Raw genomic sequence first — 21,083 nt, 5'->3', positions numbered from 1 at the left:
TTTCTCATTTTTAAATAATTATATCAAAACTTTTACCCATTATAAAAGCCTTTAATTATAAATCAAAGGCTTTTATGTATATATATTCATTATTCACTTTTAATCTCCAAACTGGACCAATATCACCTTGTTCTATATCCATATTATTAGATTCAAAATAATATCCCAATTTTATTTCATTTATAACAGAGTCTTGAGGAATATGACTATAAGCAGACATTATGGCTTCTACACTAGTCATAACCCTTTTTTTCTGTTTTTTTTCCTCTATTGGAACTAACCATATTCTTTCAAATAAAAAATCTTTATTCTCATAAAATACAAACTTCATATAGCTTTCTTCTAGAAAATAGTCTTTATATTTTCCAGTATATATAATTTCTATATGGTCTGGCTTCTTAATTGTAGACTTTAAATAATTATCATCATTGAATTTATATTTTTTTAAAAATCTTTTAGTAAATGATGTACACTCTTTTATATCAAGACTATTTATGTCTGATTTTCCATTGTATATAATAATCTTATCATCAACCTTATATGAACCATTTCCTTTAAATATAGAGTCTAAATCTGATTTACTTAAATCTTCATACTTTATACTTAACGCACTAATAGTAGGTGTGTCTTTTGGTATTTGAGTATTTATGGATATATTTTTAGTACTTAATAATTTATTTAAATTATCTATAGAACTCTCACTAAAGATATTTTCATTATCATCCCTAAATACATTTATATAAAGATTATATCCCAAAACTATATTTGTTAATATAAATGCAATAATTAGTATAGTTTTAGCTTTTGACCAATCCATTCTATAAAACATCCCCTTTATAGGCATCAAATATATATACTTTATCGCCTATAGTAACTTCCCACGATGGAATGAAGTGAGAATCCTTAGAAAAATATATAAGCTCTACTTTTTTTATATTTTTCCATACTTCTACACCACCTTGATAATTAAGATCTTGTTTTAATAAAGAAAAATTCATATCAAGTATTTGCTCAAGTGGTATTATATTTTTATCTTTATTACGTTTAGCAATTTCATCTACTTCCTTCAAAACACCTTTATAACTATAAATATCTTCTCCAGCTATCGTTATTTGTATAGGATTAAATAGGTTGTTAGTTTTTATCTTTAAATCATCCATTTTATAATAAAAATTAAATTCATATGAATTTATATTATTTATACTGTTTTTCCTTATACTATACAAAGATAAATTGTCTATATCTATATTCTGCTTAGCTAAAAAATTTAAAGATATATTTAAAGATTCATCTAGTCCTATGTTTTTATTCTCTATATCTTCATTTAAAAACTCTATATATCCATTATTATATAACCTTAAGGTTTTTTCTCCATATCCATATATAAAAGTATTATTGCCGTTTTTCTCTACAATTCTATTAGTAAAGTCATATTTTTTGCCTAGAATATTTTCTCCTATTTTTTGAACCAGTCTATCATCTTTAACGTCTATAATATTCTTTGAAGTAATAGTATAATAAGAAATGCCCTCTAGCTTAATAGGAATTAATGTATCGTTATCTATTGTAAATAAGGAATCAACAGTCATATATTCCGTATATCCTCTTTTTTCAAGCCTATCTACTAAGTCTATATGCTTTACTTTATCTAAATCAACCTTATATACTTTATGCTCCTTATTTAAAAAGTATATAGATTTATCATCAACTAGAGGGATAAGTATCTCACATACGTCTTTTATATCACTTATAGAACTCTCATTTAAAAATATGCTCTTATTTATTAAATCAACATCTAACCCTTCGATAAAATTAGCTTCTATAGCCTTCATCTTTTTTTTAGACAGATAATCATTATAGCTTATTTCACTTATCTTTTTTTGCTTAGACAATTCTTGTTTTAAAATAATTTTTATTTGATTCCAATATTCATCCTGTGTGTCTAATACCTCTGTGCTACTTTTTCCTCCTCCAAAGTATACGAATACTCTATATGGTCTTATAACTGAGTAAATATTATATTTTATATTTGTACTTCCATATATTTTTTTTAAATCAAATTTAAATCCCACCAAACTTATATTTAACAATAAAAGAAAGGCAGACATAAAAAATAATATTCCTAACGTAAATGTTTTGAATTTTTCTTTGCTCACAATTTAACACTCCAAATTTATTTTTTTGGGGTAATTATATCTTTAAAAATATCCTGAATTCTTTTATCTGTTACTTTATCCATATTATTTTGTATTTCTTTTTTATTCTCTACTTTTGTATACTTTACAATTCTATTTTTTTGTTTATTATTATTCTTTATAACTATTTTATTCTCACCTGGATTTAATTTTACTTCTGTTAAAAAGAATCCCATAGCTCCTATTTCTATCTTCTTTGAATTATCTGTTTTCTTAAAAACGCTATCTTTATCCTTTTTCAAATAAACGTCTAAGTAAACAATGCTTCCTTCTTCACCAGTTCCAGATACAACAACTTTTTCGTTAGTCGTAACTGTATAATTAGAAGCAGGTTTCATTATCTGAATAGGCTTTTGTTCTTTTTTCTCTTTATTTTCACCTATTTGGCTAGTATTTGGTTTTAGCATTTCTGGTTTTGGTTTTTCTGTTTTTGGTGTTTGTACCGTCTCCATTGGTACTTGTATTGGTTGATTGTTAATTTGTACATCTTTTGAATTAATTGGATTTGCAAAAGCTACAATATTACTTGAAGCCAGCATTCCACAAATAATTAAAGATGCTCCTAACTTCTTCATTTCTAAGCCTCCTTAATGTTCTGTAATATGTATAATTTTTAATATTATCCACATATCAAATCTTATAATATAAATTATACACAAATAATATTACAGAATCATTACATGTAGATTAAATAATAATTATATATCCACAGATTTATCCATAGGTAATTTTATTTTGAATTCAGTTCCTTTTCCAACTTCACTTTGCACAGATATATCCCCGCCATGTTGTTCTATTATGTGCTTTGCTATAGAAAGACCAAGTCCTGTTCCTCCCATATCTCTGGACCTTGCTTTATCTACTCTATAAAATCTTTCAAATATTCTAGATACATCCTTTTTCGGAATACCTATACCATTATCTTTTATAGATATAACAACTTGCTCATTATATTCTTTTGTATTTATATTTATGATTCCACTATCCGGTGTATATTTTATAGCATTAGTAAGTATATTTTGAATAACCTGTTCTATTCTATCTTTATCTCCATTTATCATTATATTTTTATCACAGAGTTTTATTTTTAATATATGTTTTTTTTCTTTAAAAGAAATATCTAATTTATTTACTATATCTTTTATTAAATTATCTATATCAAACCTTGATGCATTGAAATTATTTTTCTTATGATCCATTCTAGATAATTCAAGCAAATCACTAACAAGTCTTGCCATTCTATCTGATTCCTTATCTATTACACTCAAAAAAGAACTACATATTTCATTGTCTTCCATAGCTCCATCAAGCAAAGTCTCAGTATAACTTTTTATAGTCGTTATAGGTGTCTTTAATTCATGAGAAACATTAGCTACAAACTCTTTTCTCATGTTATCTAGCTTTTCATGCTCTGTTATATCCTGAAGAACTAATATAAGACCCTTTACCTCTTCTTTTTCATTTTTAAGATATACAAAGTTCGCCCTTAATATATCTTTATTTTCAAGTTTTATTATCTCACTTCCTTGAGATATATTCTTATTTTTTATACACTTTAATGTTAAATTCTTATTATATTTACCAACTATATCATCATATACTGGCTTTGTTGTATCTATTTGGTTTATTCTTAGCATTTCTATAAAGGTAGGGTTTACATGTATTATATAACCTTCATTATCAACAGCTATTAGTCCATCCCCCATTTGATTTATTATGGCATTTAGCTTACTCTTTTCACTTGATATCTCGTCTAATGTATTTTTTAGCCTAGAAGTTAAGTAATTGAACATCTCTCCAAGTTGTCCTATTTCATCATCAGATTTTATATCTACTTTTTGTTCAAAGTCTCCTTTTGCCATTTGAGATGCCTTGCTAGTTACATCTTTTATAGGATTTGTTATGGATTTTGATATAAAAAATCCAAGTATTACAGTAACTATTAAAGCCATTATTATAGCTTGTAAAAAAATTTTTTCTGATTCATTTAAGACCTCATATATATTTGCAAGGTATGCTTTACCGTATATTATTATAGTTTGATTTTTTTCATTTTTATATATATATCCTATATTTTTTACAGTATGCTCATCCTTCATATATCCATTTTCAGATGAATTTGATATTACCTCTTTATTAAGATTATTAAGAGCATCTCTTCCGATTAACCTGCTATCACTTTTAGTAGAAGCTACTATTTTATAATTGTTAGTATCTATCATTAATATCTCATAATCTCCAGGAAGGACTGGTATCTTTTGAATCTCATATCTTAAATCATCGTAGTTATTAAAGTCTATATTACTTATCTGAGGCTTTACTATGTTATTCACTATTCTATTTAATGTATTTGTAGCGGTATTTATGTGCAAATTTTCAAATTGATTTATCATAAATACTCCTACTATTGCCATAGCTATAAATACCAATAAAAAATATATGACTATTATCTTAGATCTTATACTTTTAAACAAAATCTATTCCCCCTTAAAATAATAACCTACTCCTCGTTTAGTTATTATATAATTAGGGTTCGATGAATTATCTTCTATTTTCTCCCTTAACCTTCTAACAGTAACATCCACAGTCCTAATATCTCCATAGTATTCGTATCCCCATACCTGTTCAAGTAACTGTTCTCTTGAAAATACTTGGTTCTTTTGAGTTATTAAAAACTTCAATAATTCAAATTCTCTTACAGTTAAATCTATGTTTTCATCATTCTTGTTAACTTCATATTTAACTAAATCAACACTTAAACTTCCATCTGTTATTATATCTGCGTTTTTATTATCTGTATTTAATACCTGAGTTCTTCTTAGATTAGCTTTAACTCTAGCCATAAGTTCTCTTACACTAAATGGTTTTGTTATATAATCATCTGCTCCAAGCTCAAGTCCTAATACCTTATCCACTTCTTCTTCTTTAGCTGTAACCATTATTATGGGAGTTGATAAAGTTTCTCTTACCTTCTTACAAACTTGAAACCCATCATAAACTGGTATCATAACATCAAGAAGTATTAAATCAGGTTTAAAACTATAGGTTTTATTTATTCCTTCTTCTCCATCAAAAGCTGTTTCAATCTCATATCCTTCCTTATTAAGATTGAATTTTAATATATCAGATATAGGCTTTTCATCCTCTATTATTAATATCTTGCTACTCATAAATTTACCTCCAATTTTTTATTCTAAGTAAATTATAACATTTTTGCTTTGTCGATAACTCGTAAAGCTATACTTATATCTATTTTTAAGCCTTACTTTAGCAACAGGTAATATTTTATTTTAACCATATTATACAAAATTATTATTATACATTCTAGTAATTTAAAAGTATATGCTTAATTTTAGTTCAAGGTTAGTATTTTACTTTATTTGTACTATATTTTAGATTTGCTTTTAAACTAAGGTTAGTGTAAAATTATTGTAGAAAAAGACAAAAAAAACCAACTTTACAACATTTGAATAATCTTGTATTCATTATAAAAAATAAGTTATAAAAAGGAGATGTTAAATTGAAAAAATTTAGAGATTTTAAAACAGGGTATAAGATAATGATTTTATCACTAATAACCATCTTATTAAGTACTTCCTTACATATAGTCTCTCTTAGCTCTCTTAAGAAAATCACAAAAAAACAAACAAAATATATTGTCCAAGAAACATCTATGCTTGAAAAAGAAGATGTTAAAAAAGAGTTGGATATAATAGATACATTTGTAAGAGAAATGTCAATAGCTTTATCTACTTTAGTGGAAAAAGATGATATATCTAGAGAAACGGCTATTCAAATAATATCAGAGAGCTTAAAGGAAAATCAAAATATTATAGCTTCAGGAATGGTATGGGAAACTAACTCTTTTGATGGAAAAGATATAGAGCATAAAAATTCAATAGATCTAGCAAGTGATGAATCAGGTAGATTTCTTCCTTATATATTTAAAGATGAAGATAGTAATATAGGTGTAGAGCTTATTGTAGGATACGATATAGAAGGGGATGGAGACTGGTATTTAGTACCTAAAAAAACTAAAAAGCCTATACTTACAGAACCTTATTTGTATCCTGTAGGAGGAAAAGATGTGCTTATGACAACTATATCTCATCCTATTTTAAGTTCAAATAACGAATTTTTAGGAGTTATTACTGCTGACATTAAATTAGATTATCTTCAAGAAAAAGTTATATCTATGGATAGAATATTAGAGTTTGATGGAAATGGTATGATAATCAGTAATGATGGGTACTATGTTGCAAATGGGATGGATAAAGATTTAATAATGGAAAACTCTATAGAAAATGGAATTATAGATGAAAATATATTAAAAGAAATTAAGAATAATAATAAAGGAACTAAGTGGAGAAAAATTGATGGTCTCGGAAATATATTAATTAGCTATACTCCTATGCATTTTGAAAATTTAAATTCTACTTGGGGTGTGATTACATACGTTCCATTAACAAAAATATTAGAAGAATATTCTAATGAATTTAACAGAACATTAATTATAGGACTAGTAGTACTTGTGATAATTATTTTTCTTTCTATTATAATTACAAAAAGTATAACTAACCCTATAAGTAAATTAGTTAAGGCAATGCAAAATGGAGCTTCTGGTGATTTAAATTCAATAGTAGACATAGATAGTAAAGATGAACTTGGATACTTATCTACAGCATATAATAATATGATGAAAAACATATCTAGTCTTATTGTAGGAGTTAAACTCTCATCAGAAACTAATTTAGAACAATCGGGAAATATATCTGAAATATCTAATCAGTCAAATATAGCATTATCTGAAATTGGTAATGCCATTGATCAAGTTGCTTTAAGTTCAAGTGAGCAAGCTAATGAAGTTGAAATAGTTGCAGATATAGCTCTTGAATTAGGAGAAAATATTAAAGAATCAAATGAATTAAGTAAAGAATTATTCCAAATAATCGAAAATACAAATTCTTTAAGCGAAAAAGGAACTGAAATGATGAAAGTTCTTAATGAAAAAACAAAAGAAAGTAGCTTTAAAGTTAAAGAGGTTAATATAATAATAAATACTGTAAATGAATATTCTAAAAATGCAGAATCCATAACAAACATAATAAATAGTATAGCTGAACAAACAAACTTACTTGCTCTTAATGCTTCTATAGAGGCTGCAAGAGCAGGCGAGGCTGGAAAAGGATTTGCAGTAGTTTCATCAGAAATAAGAACTCTTGCTGAACAAACAAGAAAAGCTACAGAAGATATAAAAACAATGATTTTAGATATCCAAAAACAAGCAGAAGCCGCAGTTGAAAATTCAAATGAAATGACTAAAATCGGAAATGAACAAAACCTATTAATACAAGATACTGGGTATGTGTTTAATGAAACAGCCTCTTCACTAGAAAATGTAGTTCAAAAATTAGATTCTGGAATAGAAAAAAACGAAAAGATTAAAAAAGGAAAAGATAGAATTATAGAAGCTATAGAAAATGTATCAGCTATAACTGAAGAAAATTCAGCTAGTGCTGAGGAAGTATCAGCTAGTGCTCAACATCAGCTAGCTTCTGTAAATGAACTTTCTTCTTATTCAAAAGATATGAAGGATAATGCTGAAAATCTAATGAATAAAATAAACCAATTCAAAATATAAAATTCGTCTACTCGCTAATGCGGTGACTCATGTCACCAACAACCCCTACGGAATCCGTTGTTTAAAAATAGTTGCAAGTATAGCTTTTCAATAAGTTATGCACAAAACAAAAATGACATAGTTATAATTAAATAAATAGGCTGAATCTATTAGGTTCAGCCTATTTATTTTAACTTTTTTTTAAAATCTTTTTTTAGAGTATCTAAAAATTTATCTATCACTTCTTTTTCATTCTTATCAAACTTTTCAAATATTTTCTTATCTCTATTTATAGCCTCTATGTGAAGATTTTCATGTTTTTTAAAAATTTCTTTTCCTTTTTCTGTTAGATTAAAGTATTTTTCCTTCTTATTTTCTTCGATTTGATATGAACTTATATATTCTTTATTAATTAGCTTTTTAGTTATTTTAGTTACTCCACCTTTAGTTATTTTTAGATGATTTGTAATTTTAGTTACATTAGCATTTTCTGTTTTACCTATATAATCAATAGCATGAACTTCATTTATATTCAAATTGCTATAATTCTCTTTGAATCCTTTTTCATTAAATTCTGTGAAGATTTGAAAGATTTCACTTAGTTTTTCCACCATTAATTCGTTGCTCATATTTCTTTCCTCCCTATAGTATGTCAACCAATACTCTAGTGGATAAACCTGTAGAAAATGGATTCTCTATCCACATAGTATACACATCAAATTCATCTTCTATTGTACCATTTAATTTGCTTAAATCTAAGTTTTCTATAACATAAGTACTATTTTCTTCTGCCTTTATATCTGCTTTAATGTGTTCCTTACCTATACGAATTCCTGCACAATCAATTCCTATAAAGTTCACATTTTTATCAAGTAAATAGTTTATAAGTTCCCAACTAAGCTCAGGATGTTGATTCATATAAATATCACTTCCATATGAATAATTAACTTGTATACTAGTTTTAAATATAACAAAACTACCCTCTGTTATTTCTTTATTTTTTAATACTTCCATTCCTACTTCACTATCTATACAATAGTTTGTGCAATTAATTAAAACTCCTTTAGTTTTAAAATACTCTAATGGGATATTGCTTTTTTTATATACATCTATATGAGTTCCGATATGGCCTGCTTTCATTAGTTTATTTTCTTCATCTTCTAATAAATTCCATATTTTATTATTTTTATCCAATCCTAATGTTATATCCACCATAATATCACTCTCCTATTATTGTTTCCTCAGAAATAATAATATATTGTTTTTGTTTCCTTGTCAACTATAAAATTTTCTCAATTCTGTTTGATAATTCTCTCCAACTAAGATATGTTACATCTAAATTCTCATTATCCTTATTTTCATTAATGCCTTTTATAATTTCTTGTATTTTATTCTTTATATTTCTCTTAAACATTGGTAAATCCTCTTCTATGGGAATATCTACATTTATTAGTCTAGGTAGAGGCAAGTATCTTATTTTACCAGAATTATTTATTTTTTCTCCTAGCCACTCTCTTACACCAGGTATTTCTGAAGTGATAACATATAGCCCTGAAGCTAAAGCTTCTATTAATACAAGAGGCAAGCCTTCATAAAAAGAAGGAAGTATAAATATATCTGATTCTCTAAATTTATCTGCTAAATCTTCTTGTCTTAGATTCCCAAGAAACTCAATTTTATATGGTGATTTTTTAGCTGTATTTAATATTTTCTCATATTCATATCCATTACCCATGCCTGCTAAACTTAATTTAATTTTATCAGTTGGAATTCTTAACGATGAGAAAGCTTCAACTAAAGGCATCAATCCCTTAGAAAATGATATTTTCCCTGCATATATAACTTTTATATAGTCTTTTTCATGATATGAATCTTTATAATAAAAAATCGAATCATCATATCCACTTCCTGTAACATGAATAAGACTCTCTTTTATATTAAAATACTCTTTTATATCTTCTTTTTGGTTATTGTGAAGAGCTAAAATACCATCTAGTTTTCTTATATTGTCTTTTATAAAATTTCTCTTTAAATCTATTGATTTGAGTTGTCTTAAATCTGTACCATGACATACCCCAAATATTTTTTTGTCTTTTATCAATGAACGAGTAAGAGCTGTTAAAAGATATAGATGATGACATATTATTATATCTGGATTAAATATCTGTACAGCTTTCATTATTTGTCTACTAAAGATTTTTATAAAATAATCTAGCATATTTTCATCAAGATCTCTGTATCTAGTACTTTCATATGGCATTACATCACTCATTCCTACAACAGAAAAAGGGATCTCTTCTGTATTAAAATGCACTGGATACTTTTCTAAATATAAATCAGTATCTATATCTATATTTTCTTCTTCTGAAATACCAGCAATAATAGCTTGCTTAAAATTTTTCTTGTCGAATTGCTCTATAATTTTTCTAACGTATATACCGCTTCCAGTTTTAAATGGTTTTTGGGCTGTAACATGAAGTATTCTCAACTTTAATTGTCTCCTATTCTATATAATAATATTTCGCTTTATTTTATCAATGTAACAATAAAAAAGCAATGGTATACGTAATTAAATATCGTTTACCATTGCCTTATTAATTAATTTACTTTATTTATTAACTCAACATATATTGCAGATGCATCATCATTTTTTTTGAATCTAGGATACTTATCTCCACTAGAATCTTCCTCTTCAATTTCACGTAGCTTTTTACAAATACTATCTAGACCTTTATTCTGTGTCTCATAAATTAGGTTTTCAATATCTATATAATTATATCTATCAGTTATTGCAGAAAAACCATCACTAGCAATTAACACCTTCATATCTTTATTTAATCGTATTTTTCCATATAATGCTCTATCAGCAGCTTCTGTATCAAATCCAAGTATCCAATACCCTTCATTTGTATTTTTTAACAATCTATTTTCTATAATCAAATCATTTACTTCTTTTCTAGCTTCAAGAAATGTCTTATCTTCTTTTTTCATTATATTATCCATTGCCTCAAAAACCTTATTATCAAGTTTGGTTACAGAATCATCTTTTATAACATTTAGCTTATTATTATTTTCTATTATAAGAGTACAATCTCCTAATATGAAATATTCTAAGTAATCTTCAATCCATCTTGTTAAAACTATAGAGCTTGATGGTAGATCTAAAGCTTTAATATTTTTATCTTTAACTTTTTTGTAATACTTATCTTTTATTACATTAATTCCTTCTTTTACAATTCTTTTTAAGTTAATATCTGTTTTATGAAAATTTTTATTAACATATTCATCCCACTGTCTAACATACCATTTCGCATCACTATCTTTATCTATTAAGTTTTTCCCATTAAGACCTGTAGCTCCATCTAATATCCAAGCACCATACTTATTTATATTAGCAACATCTTCATTTACCATATTACTTCCATCACATATAGAATCATAATAAAACATATTCATATTAATTACTCCTTAAGAAAAAATCGTTTCACTTTATCTTACTATAATGTATATATAACTAACAAGTAAATATAAGTTATTATTCCTTTGTATTAAAAACTTCTATATACACTTTAAAGTTTATAATTTTTTTAAATGTGTTTATTGTTATAATATTCTATAGTTTTCCTTAAACCATCCTCTAAACAAAACTTTGGCTTCCAATTAAGTATTCCCATTGACTTATTAATTTCAAAATAAGAATCTTTTATATCCTCAAGTCTTTCATCTTCAAATATTACACCTATCTCTTTATTAATTATATCTTTCATAAAATTAAAAAGCTTTAAAACAGATGTATATTTTCCAGTCCCTATATTAAAAATTTCTCTATTTCCATGTTCTATAGAACTTATATTTGCATCAACTACATCTTCTACATATATATAATCTCTTGTTGCACTACCATCACCAAATATACTTACATTCTCACTACTTATAATCTTGTCTAAGAATATAGATATAACTCCACCTTCACCATTTTTATCCTGTCTAATACCATAAACATTCGAATATCTTAAAATTGTATAATCTAAATTATATAATTTAGAATAAATAGAAACGTAATATTCAGAACTTAATTTAGATGAACCATAAAATGAAATAGGTTGTGTATAATGATTTTCATCTATTCCCAAATAATCAGGATTTCCATAAGCTGCTGCAGTAGAAGAGTAAATTATTTTTTTTACCTTACTTTTCCTACATGCCTCTAAAATGTTGATAGTTCCTATTATATTCACCATTGCATCTTGTATAGGGTCTTTTATAGATTTTTGAATATCTATTTGAGCTGCCATATGATATACAATGTCAAACTTTTCTTTATTGAATACTTCTAAAATATCTTCATTACATATATCCATTTTGTAAAACTTAGATTTTTTATTTAAGTTTTCAACTTTACCAGTTGATAAATCATCTATAACAACAACATCGTGATATAGACTAATTAGTTTATCAACTAAATTAGAACCTATAAATCCAGACCCTCCAGTAACTAATATCTTCAAAAGTAATTCCTCCTAATTATAGTATTATTAACTTATCTTTAAATTATAATATAACTAGATTATACATTCTAAGAAATAAAAAGTATATGATTTCCTAACCTTCTATTTAATAGAAAAAACCTTAAGAGAAGTTTTTCTCCTAAGGCTTTTTCTATTAAAAATCTATATATTAATCTAACTCTTATATTATTCAAATATTATTGGCTTAAATTTAGTTACCAATTTAAAAATTAAATCTTTTGAAGATTTTTTATCTAAAGTAGATATATAGTTTACATTTTCTTTTACTAATACAACTTTATCTAAATCATAAAATCTAATCTCAGCTATTAATTTGTCATCTTTTTTAAGTAAAATTATATAATTTAACTCATCTTTGTTAAAAGGTTCTAAAGTTTGTTCAAACTCCATTCCAATGAATTCTTTACCAATTTCTTTAGCTACATCTTCACCCACTACTTTTTGAAAGTCACTAAAAAACTCCCCCTCAGTAGTAAAGTATCTTAATGCTACAGATACATTATTTATATCGCCTATTATTACTTCATTCTCTACTTTTAATTCATTATTATCTACTTGCTCAATTTCACCATGTTTTTGGGCACTAGATAAAAATATAAATAACGATACAATTATTAATGTAGTTAATGTTATAAATATTCCTTTACTTCCTTTTTTCATTTTCTAACCCTCTCTTCCATATTAACTATATATTAATAATATTAAACTATTTCTAGATATAATGCATCATTTTTTTTAATAGATACATACCTATAATAAATGTAATGAATTCAGCAAATGGAACTGTAAGCCAAACTCCCTTCGTACCAATAATCATAGGAAGTATATTTATACCTATAATTATAAATATTATTCCCCTACCTGCTGATATTATAATAGATGCTCTAGCATCTCCTATTGCTGTAAAGTATCCAGAATTGATTATGTTAAACCCATTCAATAAAAATGCAAATGCATATATTTTCGACCCACTTACTGCTAAGTTTAAAATTTCTTCATTTCCATTTGCAAATAATGATACTAACTGTTTACCAAATAAAAATAATGTTAAAAACAAAAATACCCCCACGATCAAATTAACCTTTGATGCTAACTTTAATGTATCATCTAATCTATCATTGTTTTTATTTCCATAATTATAACTAAGTATAGGTGTTATTCCATCTGATATACCAAACATTATAAGAGTTCCAAATTGACCTATATAGTTTATAGTTGTAAATGCTGCAATGCCAGCTTCCCCAGCTATTTTCATAAATGTCATATTAAATACATATGCAGTTGTAGCAGTTGCAATTGCTATTACTCCTTCTGATGACCCATTATATGTAATTGGTATTATAACTGATTTATCAAATTTACCACTAAATATATTTATTATATTATTTTTATTTAACATAAGATGAGCAACTATAAAGAATGGTGCTACATATGCCATTCCTGTAGCAAATGCTGCTCCCATTATTCCTAATCCCAGTTGCTTTATAAGCATAAAGTCTAAGCTTATATTAACAATTACACTTAATATCATACCTCTTAAGTATAATTCTGGTTTTCCTACTATTCTGTTAATAAATCCAAATAAAAACATTAAAGACATTATTGGAGCAAATATAGCTATAATTCTAATATACGTGGATACTCCTTCTAATAATACTTTATTTGCACCCAATAATAACGCAATCTCTTTACTAAATAATCTTCCAAATAATAATATAGATACTGATATTGTTGTAGTAAATATTACTGATGTCCTAAATATATTTTGTGACTCTTCTTTTTTACCTTCTCCTAAATTTCTTCCTATAAAACTTAGAGCTCCCACGCTTATTATCATACTAAAACCTATTATAACTTGCATAAATGGTTGAACTATATTTACACTAGCTAGTGCATTTTGACCAACAAAATTTCCTAAAAATATTCCATCTATTATCGTTTGTACTCCTGCTATTACCATAGCAACTATTGCTGGAATTGAAAATTTAATAAATAATTTAGATATTTTTTCTGTTCCTAATATATTTTCATTCACTTGATCCACCTCCAAAATAAACAAAACATAGATTAATTATATGATTCTGTTTTATTCTAACGGAGTATATTATAAACCCTTGTGCTACACAAATGTCAATATATTTTATCTGAATTAAGTTTCACTCTACAGGTATTTGTATTTCGTATAATACTTCCTCTTTTTTATCTGTAACACTAATATCTATTTGAGATATTTGAAGAGCATCACCACAAACTTCATATCCCTGTTTTTCAATGTATTTTATCATCTTTTTTATATTAGGTTCTATATCCCAGATGATTCCTTTATAATACATGCAAGCATACCTTCCTTTAGGAATTGTTTTAATATAATCTTCATCAATATTTTCTCTATCTCTAATAAATAGAAACATGTTAACTGATTCTATATATTTATTTGACTTTATATCTTCCTGTTTTATAATAGCACCATAACGGTTGCTTGCAACTATAGGGGCTATTTCTTTCAATTCATTCTCTAGCTTAAGACATATGTAACTTAGATCAATTTCATCTTTACTATATCTATCAAAAGTAATTATTTCTCTTTCTTTAATATCTTTAATAACTATATCTTTTAAATCTGATACCTTAGAGATATCTTCTAAATGTTTTATTTTTTCATCAATATTTTCTTCCAATTGTTGTAGTTCTTTTATTCTATTTTTAAGTTCATTGTGTTTATATTTTAATATATTAACAGACTGTTCTAGATTTCTATTATCGAAGTACTTCTTAATTTCATCAATGCTCATACCTAGTTGGCGTAGTTCTTTAATTGTTCCTAATTGTTCATATTGTAAGATAGAATAGTATCTATATCCCGTTTTAGAATCTACTTTAACAGGTTTAAGTAGACCTACTCTATCATAATGTCTCAGTGTTTCAGTTGTAATATTTCTTGATTTTGCAAATTCACCAATTGATAGTTTATCTTTCACTTTTTACCTTCAACTCCTATCTATATATATTTTACTATTCTTTTTAATAGATTATTATGTTTCTTTATATATATTTTTATTTCTAGGAAACAATAAAAGTAAGTATGTCTATGATATTATACTAGCACCAAAGTGCTATTTTAATAATCATTATTTTTCGCTTAAATAACTACATTAAAAAAAGCTGTTGAAATTCAACAGCTTTAATATTTAACATATTTACTTGGATTTAAAGGTACATTATTTTTTCTAACTTCAAAGTGAAGATGATTTCCAGTAGATCTTCCAGTACTACCTACCTTAGCTACAACATCACCTTTAGCAACCTTTTGACCTTTTTTAGCTACTAGTGAACTACAATGCCCGTAGTAAGTTTTATATCCATTTTTATGATCTATTATTATAAGCTTACCATAACCATTCTGTGTTCCAGAAAATACTACAGTTCCTCCATCAGAAGCCTTAATAGGTGTTCCTTTAGGAGCTGCTATATCTATTCCTGTATGCTTTCTTCCCCATCTTCTTCCGAATTTTGAAGATAGTTTTCCCCTTGTAGGATTTGAAAAAGCTCCAGATGCTATATAAGTAGGCTTTTTCTTTGTACCTTTTAATACAATCTTATCTTCAGCGTCTTCAACTATTTCTTCTTTTAGTATATTCTTAGAATCTATCTTTCCATTTATTCTAGTAACCTCTGCAACTACTTTTCTAAATCCTTCTTTACCTTCACTCTTTACTTTTTTATCTCCTTTATAAAGAGATGCAGTTTCTTCATAAACTATATCATAAGGTATTTTCTCATCATAAGAAGCTACACTTGTTACTTTTACATTTAAATATGACTTAGGAACAGTTATATTTATCTCTTGGTCTATATCTAGTTTTTCGATATCTATTCCTGGATTAGCTTTTTCAATATCATCCATACTTAAATTGTATTTTCTAGATATATTCCATAGATTATCTCCATCTTTTACTATGTATTTTTGTACATCATCTGTACCTGTTAATAAGTATTCATAAGCTGAATCTTCATTTTTCAACTTAGATATTTTTATATCTTTTTCTACTAAATCTACTTTTTCTACAAATCTTATATCCTTTATACCCTTTATTCCTTCTTTATGTTGGTTTTTAATAGTTTTTAAAATATTTTCTGCATGCTTCTTATCCTTTACATAAACTACATCTTTACCCTTTATATTAATAGCACACGCTCGTATTGTAAGATCTATAACCTCATTCAAGTTTTGATTGAACTCTTCTGGTGATGTTATCTTATCTTTTCCTACTCTACACTTAGTAAATACTATTTCTTGATCTATTTTAACATCTTTTTTAAATTCCTTATATATATCCATTTTTTTCTTTTCTATTAATTCATACACATCTTTTTTACGTTCAACTATACCTACATTTTTACCATCTATGCTTACTTCATATGATAATGTAGCAAAATATAATACACTACAAGTTATTATAGTTATAGATAACGCTATGTAATGAAGCAAGTATTTTTTCTTAAGTATATTGTTTAGCTTATTCATAAGTAGGCTCCTTTCAAGACAGTTACCCCTACATTATATCAAAGAAATGGTTTGGATTTCAAGTTAATTGTTTCCATTCATTATTTTTTCAGTATTAACACCTTCTTTCTCCCACATATTCATAAATTGATCACTTGTAACATTCTTATACTTATTTTCATTATAGTATTTCCTTAATGTGTCAAAAAATACATTATCTCCAACTTTTTTTCTTATATCATCTATCATAAGAGCTCCTTTGCTGTATACACATAAGCTGTAATCTATAGAATTATCAAATTCTGTCGTGCTTTTGAATATATTCTTACTTTGTTTAGTCATAGTTCTAACCTTCATATGCTTTATAAGTCTATCCTTTACTTCTTTACCATACTTTTGCTCAAAATAAAGTATTGTAGAATATTCTGTTAAAGCTTCATCTAGCCAAGGTTCACTTATCTCATCATTTCCAACTAAGGAATACCACCATTGATGTGCAGTTTCATGAGCAACTACATACTCAAGAGCAAACTTAGAATCCTGGTCATAAAGACGTTCATCTATCATAACAAGATTAGGATACTCCATTCCCCCTATAAAGAAATCTGATTCTACAACTGAATATGTCTTATAAGGATATTTTCCAAATAAATCATTGAACACCACTAATGAATCCTTAGCTACAGCGAAGGCTTCTTTTCCATATTTGTCATCGAAGAAGTAACTGTATATATTTGTATCTTTTATATTAGTCGATAATATAGAGAACTTGTCACTTAATATAAATGCAAAATCTCTTACATGTCTAGCGTCTACTTTAAATATATTAATATCATTTGATTTTTTCTTACTTTTTATTACTCCCGTTGATGCTATTTTATACTTATTTGGAATTTTTATGATAACATTAAAATTACTTACATCACTGTAAAAAGGATCTCCTATTTTTTCATATCCTTTTTTATTCCATCCTCTCTCATCATGTACACATGCTATTGGATACCAATTTGTTATATTTATAGTATTATCTCCATAGCCAAATCTACCTATTGAGTTAGGTAGTTTCACATCATACTCTATATGTATATCTATTTTTTCATCTGGCTTTAATTCATTATTTAATTTAATAATTAATAGATCTTCTTTTTTTCCTGATATAGAATAGCTTAGTTTAGTTTGATTGTTTAAAATACTCTTAACCTTTATATATCCTTTACTAAATCCATTTGGATATGCATCTTTTAATTCATTTTTCGCAAATGGAGCATACTTTTCTTTAGAAAATGCATTAGGATATATATGAAAATATACTTCCCTTAAATTATTCTTAGTGTTATTTACATATACTACATTTTGACTACAAGTTAACTTCTTCAGCTTTTCATTAAAAGATGCATTTATCGTATACTCATTTAAATCGTCATTTTTATCTCCTTTAAATACTTGAAGGTCTGTTTTTGCAAAGCATGTTATTGCAGAAAATAATAAAAATAATACAGTAAATAACTTAAAAAACTTTTTTTTGTTTAAAATAACTAACAAGAATACAACCCCCTTTGTAATAATAAAGATTAGTCTAAATTAAGTTTTGCTTTGTTGTGATATAATTAATCCGAGGTGATTTTTATGTTTTTTAAAGAAATTAATGAAATAGACTTAGGAGAGACTCCTATTGATAATATATTTATAGATATATTTATGCCAATGGCTAATGGTACATACGTAAAAGTTTACTTATTAGCCTATAAATATGCTTTTGACGCATCAAAAGCAGAAGCGTCAAATCACACTTTAGCCAAGAATTTAAATATACCTCTATCAGATGTTTTATCTGCTTGGGATTTTTGGGCAGATAAAAAAATAATAAAAAAACACTTTAAAGAAGAGAACGAGCAGTGGGATTATTCAGTTGAGTTTTTGAATTTAAAAAAATTATATATAGAAAATATCATTAAAACTAATGAACCCAAAAGAGAAAAAACAACTCCTAATGAGCTTATATCTGTAACTCAGAATCCTAATATATCTAAGCTTTTTAACTATATAAATGAAATTATAAGCAGACCTTTGGTTCCAAATGAAAAGATTCAGATACTAGATATAATGGACAGATACAATATGGGGCCAGATATGATAAAAAGTGCTTATGCTTACTCTAAGCAAAAAAGAGGTATAAAAAGTATAAAGTATGTAGAAGGAATAATAAGAAATTGGTATGATAATAAAATATATACCCTTGAAGATCTAGAGCAATATTTTGCAAAGAATACAGAGCGATTTGGATTATACAAGAATGTTTTTAAAGAGCTAGGTTTTTATCGAGAGCCTACAATGGAGGAAAGAAGAATAATGGATAGATGGCTTGACGAATTCAAATTTTCTAATGACTTAATAGCCTTTGCTTGTTCTAAGTCAAAGAATACTTCTAATCCATCTATATCTTATATAGATGCTATCCTCAGAAATTGGAATGATAAAGGATTTAAATCATATCAGGATATACTAGATTATGATTCAAAACGATCAGAAAGACTAGAAATATACAAAATTATATTTGAGGCATTAGGCTTTAAAAAGTCTCCTTCTAAAGAAGAAATTAAAACTATGGATAAATGGATAGATGAAATGAAGTTCTCTATGGAATTAGTTCTTCATGCTTGCTCAAAGTCAAAAAATACATCTAACCCATCTATAAACTATATCGATGCTATTTTAAATAATTGGAATAGAAAAGGCTTTAAAACGATTGAGCAAACTGGGCAAGAATCAAACAATAAACCTTATATTAAAAAAACTTACCAGGCTCCAAAAACAAAGCTTCATAATTTTGAGCAAAGAACTTCTAATTACACTCCAGAAGAGCTAGAAAGAATGATTTTAGAAAAACAAAAAAAGAAATTTAAGTAGGTGATTATATGAATGATGATAAATTAAGAGATATTTTTATAAAATATGAACACAGCAGAGATAATTCTAAGCTAGATCTTGAAGCTAGAAAAAATAAAATCTATAATAAAATTCCTCAAATAAAAGAGATAGACGATAAAATATTTCAAATCGGACTATCTTTGAGCAAAGCTGTTTTAATGTCTGACGGAGATAGACAAGAAATAATTGATAAAAGTAAAATAGAAATGGAAAATTTAAAAAAACAAAAAGAAGCTATATTAGCCCAAAATAAAATTCCTCTTGATTATCTTCAAATGCATTATAATTGTGATAAATGTAAAGACAAAGGATTTACTAAAGATGGTTCACAATGTGAGTGCTTTAAGCAAGAACTTATAAAGAATGCATATAAAATTTCTAATTTCTCAAAGCTTATTGAAAAAGAAAACTTTGATACCTTCGATATAAATTTATTTCGTGATGAAAAAATTTACGCAGAAGGAATATCTCAAAGAGAAAATATGTTAAGCATATATTCAGCTTGTGAAAGTTTTACTCTAGATTTTAATAAAGATAATGAAGAAAACCTCCTGTTTTATGGTTCAACAGGAGTAGGCAAAACTTTTATGTGCAGTTGTATAGCCAAAAAACTTTTAGATAAGGGATACACTGTACTTTATGAAACATCTTATAATATAATCGAGCTTTTACAAAACTATAGATTTGAAAAAAATCATACTTATGAAGATAAAAGAAATTATAGATTATTATTTGAATGTGATCTTTTAATTATAGATGATCTAGGCTCTGAAATGACAAATACTTTTACTATAAGTGAACTATTCAATATAATAAATTCAAGATTAATAGATTCAAAGAAGACAATAATATCTACTAATCTATCTCCAATGGAAATAGCCAATACTTATACAGATAGAATATTTTCTAGAATATCATCTCACTATACATTTTTAAAATTTATAGGAGAAGATTTAAGATGGGAAAAGTAAAATTCATACAAAAAAACTAAGGATATAATCCTTAGTTTTTTATTGGAGCTAGTGATAGGAATCGAACCTACAACCTGCTGATTACAAGTCAGCTGCTCTACCGTTGAGCCACACTAGCATATATAATTTTTAAAAAATCAATACTCAGATATGCGTAGCATTTCTGAGTTTCATTATAAATTATTTGGCGACCTGGAAGGGACTCGAACCCTCGACCTCCAGCGTGACAGGCTGGCATTCTAACCAACTGAACAACGAGGCCAAAATAATTGGTGGGCTCAACAGGGCTCGAACCTGTGACCCCCTGCTTGTAAGGCAGGTGCTCTCCCAGCTGAG

18 protein-coding genes and 2 tRNA genes are annotated in these 21,083 nt (G+C 26.7%); 3 read left to right on the top strand and 17 right to left on the bottom strand.

What is annotated here, in order from left to right:
- Nucleotides 1–55: 55 nt before the first annotated feature.
- From yycI to yycF, 5 genes are all read right to left on the bottom strand, one after another.
- Nucleotides 56–817, bottom strand: a complete 762-nt coding sequence (gene yycI / locus N4A48_RS05610; protein ID WP_293664853.1) for a two-component system regulatory protein YycI — start codon at nucleotides 815–817, stop codon at nucleotides 56–58.
- 1 nt (nucleotide 818) lies between these two features.
- Nucleotides 819–2,156, bottom strand: coding sequence for a hypothetical protein (locus N4A48_RS05605; protein ID WP_293664852.1), 1,338 nt, complete (start codon nucleotides 2,154–2,156; stop codon nucleotides 819–821).
- Nucleotides 2,157–2,173: 17 nt separating this feature from the next.
- Nucleotides 2,174–2,770: a hypothetical protein gene (locus N4A48_RS05600; RefSeq protein ID WP_293664851.1), complete on the bottom strand. Its 597-nt coding sequence runs from the start codon at nucleotides 2,768–2,770 to the stop codon at nucleotides 2,174–2,176.
- Nucleotides 2,771–2,893: 123 nt separating this feature from the next.
- Nucleotides 2,894–4,669, bottom strand: coding sequence for a two-component system histidine kinase PnpS (pnpS, locus tag N4A48_RS05595; RefSeq protein WP_293664850.1), 1,776 nt, complete (start codon nucleotides 4,667–4,669; stop codon nucleotides 2,894–2,896).
- Between the two features lie 3 nt (nucleotides 4,670–4,672).
- Nucleotides 4,673–5,365, bottom strand: a complete 693-nt coding sequence (gene yycF, locus N4A48_RS05590) for a response regulator YycF (protein WP_293664849.1) — start codon at nucleotides 5,363–5,365, stop codon at nucleotides 4,673–4,675.
- 350 nt (nucleotides 5,366–5,715) lie between these two features.
- On the opposite strand from yycF, the gene N4A48_RS05585 reads away from it, so the two are divergent.
- Nucleotides 5,716–7,836, top strand: coding sequence for a methyl-accepting chemotaxis protein (locus tag N4A48_RS05585; RefSeq protein ID WP_293664848.1), 2,121 nt, complete (start codon nucleotides 5,716–5,718; stop codon nucleotides 7,834–7,836).
- Nucleotides 7,837–8,000: 164 nt separating this feature from the next.
- Here the strand turns inward: N4A48_RS05585 and N4A48_RS05580 are convergent, their stop codons facing one another.
- From N4A48_RS05580 to N4A48_RS05535, 10 genes are all read right to left on the bottom strand, one after another.
- On the bottom strand, nucleotides 8,001–8,444 hold the full coding sequence (locus N4A48_RS05580) for a MarR family transcriptional regulator (protein WP_293664847.1): 444 nt from the start codon (nucleotides 8,442–8,444) through the stop codon (nucleotides 8,001–8,003).
- A gap of 13 nt (nucleotides 8,445–8,457) precedes the next feature.
- Nucleotides 8,458–9,030: a cyclase family protein gene (locus N4A48_RS05575; protein WP_293664845.1), complete on the bottom strand. Its 573-nt coding sequence runs from the start codon at nucleotides 9,028–9,030 to the stop codon at nucleotides 8,458–8,460.
- A 64-nt stretch (nucleotides 9,031–9,094) separates the two neighbouring features.
- Nucleotides 9,095–10,303 carry a glycosyltransferase family 4 protein gene (locus N4A48_RS05570; protein ID WP_293664844.1) on the bottom strand — a complete coding sequence of 403 codons (1,209 nt, stop codon included), beginning with the start codon at nucleotides 10,301–10,303 and terminating at the stop codon, nucleotides 9,095–9,097.
- Between the two features lie 110 nt (nucleotides 10,304–10,413).
- Nucleotides 10,414–11,271: a hypothetical protein gene (locus N4A48_RS05565; RefSeq protein WP_293664843.1), complete on the bottom strand. Its 858-nt coding sequence runs from the start codon at nucleotides 11,269–11,271 to the stop codon at nucleotides 10,414–10,416.
- Nucleotides 11,272–11,402: 131 nt separating this feature from the next.
- The gene (locus N4A48_RS05560; RefSeq protein WP_293664842.1) at nucleotides 11,403–12,323 is read right to left on the bottom strand and encodes an NAD-dependent epimerase/dehydratase family protein; all 921 of its coding nucleotides are present in this window, start codon (nucleotides 12,321–12,323) and stop codon (nucleotides 11,403–11,405) included.
- A 186-nt stretch (nucleotides 12,324–12,509) separates the two neighbouring features.
- Nucleotides 12,510–13,004 (bottom strand): hypothetical protein, encoded by a 495-nt coding sequence (locus N4A48_RS05555; protein WP_293664841.1) that lies wholly within the window; start codon nucleotides 13,002–13,004, stop codon nucleotides 12,510–12,512.
- Between the two features lie 52 nt (nucleotides 13,005–13,056).
- On the bottom strand, nucleotides 13,057–14,379 hold the full coding sequence (locus N4A48_RS05550; RefSeq protein ID WP_293664840.1) for an MATE family efflux transporter: 1,323 nt from the start codon (nucleotides 14,377–14,379) through the stop codon (nucleotides 13,057–13,059).
- A gap of 121 nt (nucleotides 14,380–14,500) precedes the next feature.
- Nucleotides 14,501–15,322, bottom strand: a complete 822-nt coding sequence (locus N4A48_RS05545; protein ID WP_293664839.1) for a MerR family transcriptional regulator — start codon at nucleotides 15,320–15,322, stop codon at nucleotides 14,501–14,503.
- A 203-nt stretch (nucleotides 15,323–15,525) separates the two neighbouring features.
- The gene (locus N4A48_RS05540; RefSeq protein ID WP_293664838.1) at nucleotides 15,526–16,869 is read right to left on the bottom strand and encodes a LysM peptidoglycan-binding domain-containing M23 family metallopeptidase; all 1,344 of its coding nucleotides are present in this window, start codon (nucleotides 16,867–16,869) and stop codon (nucleotides 15,526–15,528) included.
- Between the two features lie 63 nt (nucleotides 16,870–16,932).
- On the bottom strand, nucleotides 16,933–18,390 hold the full coding sequence (locus N4A48_RS05535; protein WP_293664837.1) for a M1 family metallopeptidase: 1,458 nt from the start codon (nucleotides 18,388–18,390) through the stop codon (nucleotides 16,933–16,935).
- An 84-nt stretch (nucleotides 18,391–18,474) separates the two neighbouring features.
- On the opposite strand from N4A48_RS05535, the gene N4A48_RS05530 reads away from it, so the two are divergent.
- Both N4A48_RS05530 and N4A48_RS05525 read left to right on the top strand, forming a co-directional pair.
- Nucleotides 18,475–19,755, top strand: coding sequence for a DnaD domain protein (locus tag N4A48_RS05530; protein ID WP_293664835.1), 1,281 nt, complete (start codon nucleotides 18,475–18,477; stop codon nucleotides 19,753–19,755).
- Nucleotides 19,756–19,763: 8 nt separating this feature from the next.
- On the top strand, nucleotides 19,764–20,747 hold the full coding sequence (locus tag N4A48_RS05525; RefSeq protein ID WP_293664834.1) for an ATP-binding protein: 984 nt from the start codon (nucleotides 19,764–19,766) through the stop codon (nucleotides 20,745–20,747).
- A 43-nt stretch (nucleotides 20,748–20,790) separates the two neighbouring features.
- Here the strand turns inward: N4A48_RS05525 and N4A48_RS05520 are convergent.
- A tRNA-Thr gene (locus N4A48_RS05520) sits at nucleotides 20,791–20,865 on the bottom strand.
- A gap of 67 nt (nucleotides 20,866–20,932) precedes the next feature.
- Nucleotides 20,933–21,009 (bottom strand) — tRNA-Asp (locus N4A48_RS05515).
- Nucleotides 21,010–21,083 lie beyond the last annotated feature (74 nt).

Origin of the sequence: Tepidibacter sp., assembly GCF_025210165.1 — a bacterium.
Lineage (GTDB): Bacteria > Bacillota > Clostridia > Peptostreptococcales > Peptostreptococcaceae > Tepidibacter_A.
This window is presented reverse-complemented; position numbering and strand designations above follow the sequence as displayed.